The organism is Elusimicrobiota bacterium (assembly GCA_040757695.1).
Taxonomy (GTDB): domain Bacteria; phylum Elusimicrobiota; class UBA8919; order UBA8919; family UBA8919; genus JBFLWK01.
Map to the genome: position 1 here is coordinate 1 of JBFLWK010000166.1, position 2,521 is coordinate 2,521.

General features: G+C 35.3%; 3 protein-coding genes. All 3 read right to left on the minus strand.

Translation table 11 applies throughout. From position 1 onward, the window contains the following. A partial coding sequence (locus AB1349_13650; protein ID MEW6558370.1) for a glycosyltransferase family 4 protein occupies positions 1 to 1,158 on the minus strand: 1,158 nt, incomplete at its 3' end. After that, a complete protein-coding gene (locus tag AB1349_13655; protein ID MEW6558371.1) occupies positions 1,155 to 2,234 on the minus strand; it encodes a glycosyltransferase family 4 protein in 1,080 nt (359 codons plus the stop codon). The genes AB1349_13655 and AB1349_13650, both read right to left, overlap by 4 nt. A gap of 15 nt (positions 2,235 to 2,249) precedes the next feature. Beyond that, positions 2,250 to 2,521, minus strand: a 272-nt coding sequence (locus tag AB1349_13660; protein ID MEW6558372.1) for a TylF/MycF/NovP-related O-methyltransferase, incomplete at its 5' end; no start/stop codon positions are given.

Below are 2,521 nucleotides of genomic sequence, written 5' to 3' on the forward strand. Positions count from 1 at the left end.
GTTTTCATTTAAAATTTTTTCATACCCTTCAGCTATTCTATCCCAGCTTAAATAATTCTTATAGGTTTCCTCTGAACCCTTTTTTAATTTATACCGTAATTCTTCGTTATTAACTAATTCCAATATTGCGCTCAATATTTCCTCAATATTTATACTATTTATAAGAAAAATGTTCTCTTTATCCCTGAAAAAATTATCGGTTAATATACCTCTATTTCCAATAATTGGTAATATGGCAGCGTAGGCTGAGGCAAGCGATGTACTTTTAATATTTATGCCACCATAAGCATCGGTATCTATTAACACAAAAAGATCGGATATAGCTAAATATCTATATATTTCTTCTGGACTTAAGATCCCTGTAAGATGAACAACCCTTCTTAAATTTAGTTTATCAATCATTTCTAAAAGTTTTATATCCAGGCTTGCTTTACCAATAATTATAATCTTCAAGCTATCTTGTCCCATTCCATCTAAATATACCTTTACTGCTTTTAACAGAATATCGTTCCTTCTCCAATAACCACTGCTACCAAAAGTAGAAATAATAAATTCCCCATTAGGGGCTATTTTTTTACGTAGATTTTGATTTTCTTCTTCTGGAATCTCATATGGCAAAACATTACTACCAACAGGCATTTTAATTATTTTGTATTTAAAGGGCTTTAGCATCTTTCGGAAATATTCTATACTCACAACAACCCTATTAGAACATATGCACAATATGTAGGCTATCAGCCTTTCTATTATCGCTATTCCCCAGTATTTTGGCTTTTTAAGATCGAACCTTATAGCAATCTCATGAAAGGTGGTGATGAGTTTAAATCGCATCAGGCAAAGCAAAATAGATAATTCAGCAATGTAGACAGGAATGGCACAATGGCTATACATATGTGGCACATACTGAAGCAGAATCCAATCAGGATTCACCTCTTTTATTTCCTTAATAATTTGAGGTAAACCCCTGAAGTTCCATCTGACAACCACTGGCAAAACCTTAACCTTATCTCCTGCATTATTAATAACCTTTTCATCCTTTGATGTCAAAACATAAACTTCGTAGCCCTCTTTAGATAGGGCATTGCTTAAATGATAAGTGTAATCACTTACCCCACCAAAAATATTTGGGAAATGGCGGGAGATGAGAAGGAGTTTCATAAGTTTAGTACTACCTCTATTCTGTCTACTATTTCAGCAGATACAGCCTCCCAACTACGATCCTTAACTGATAGTTTGGCATTTTTACCAAGTTCTATCCTTAAATCTTTGCTCTCTGCACATTTGGCTATCAAAAAAGCTAACTTTTTTGCATCGCCTGGTTCATGTAGTAATCCATTAAAACCGTGCTGAATTAAGTCTTTCTGCCCACAGCAATTTGTGGTTATACAACAACGTCCAGATTCCATAGCTTGAAGCAGTGACAAGGGCTGTCCCTCAAAAAAGCTGGGTAAGACAAAAATGTTAGAGCGAGCAAAAAGACTTTCCTCGTAGCCACGTGAAAAATGTGGGACTACCTCTACAAAAGTATGTAGCTCTTCTGGCCAAGAATCTAAAATTGTTTTGCTTTCAACCGAAACGCCTGCTACCAGATAATTTAAGCGTAACCCTTGTCTATGCAAAATTGTAGCTGCTTCAATAAGTGTTCTAATGCCTTTGCGCTCTATCCAAGAACCTAAAAATAGAATAGTAATTTGATTTTCAGGTTGAATTTTTTCATTTAAGTTTGAGGGATAAACCCCATTTTTAAATACCAAAATATCTGAATTTCGGTTATAGCGTCTTTGAGCATATAAAGCATCCTCTTGATTGATCAGCAAAAGTAAGTTAGCTTTCTTTAAACCTAGATCACATTGGCGCAATCTCCAAATAGGGAAAAGCAATCGTGTACGCCATTTTATATTTTGGCCACCCTTCCCTTGTAGAGTCAATTCCCAATCTCTCCGTTCAAGACCATGACTAACTACCACTGTAGGTATACCCCGACCTACGAAAATACCTGAGGCTGGTTCATGAATTAAAAAAACAGAGGCAACCTTTTTGAGTTTTCGATAAGTCTGATATGCTGCATAAGGGAATAAAGCAGGATGCGGTATCCGACCAACTTCTTTTGGACCAATATGGATAAACTCGTAACCTCTTTTTTCAAACTCATTTCTCCAATGCCAAGCGACACGCCCCATTCCTGACTCCTCAGATATTTCTGCTTGAGCTACATGTAAAATAATTTTTTTCATAAAATTATCCAAGCTTTAAAATTTCTGGAACCAAACCCCAGTATAATCAATTTTATTTAATCGCACTTTGATTTTTCTTTTTTCTAAAAATTCATCCACTGCTTTTTTACAACCTTCCCAATGACCATAATCATCTATGATCAAATAACCACCAGTAATTAAGTTATCATATAGATTATCCAAACAGCATCTTACTGACTCATACCAATCACAATCCACTCTAAGAATTGCAATATTTTCAATTCGGCTTTTAGCTTTCGGCAGTGTCTCTTGAAACCAACCCTTCT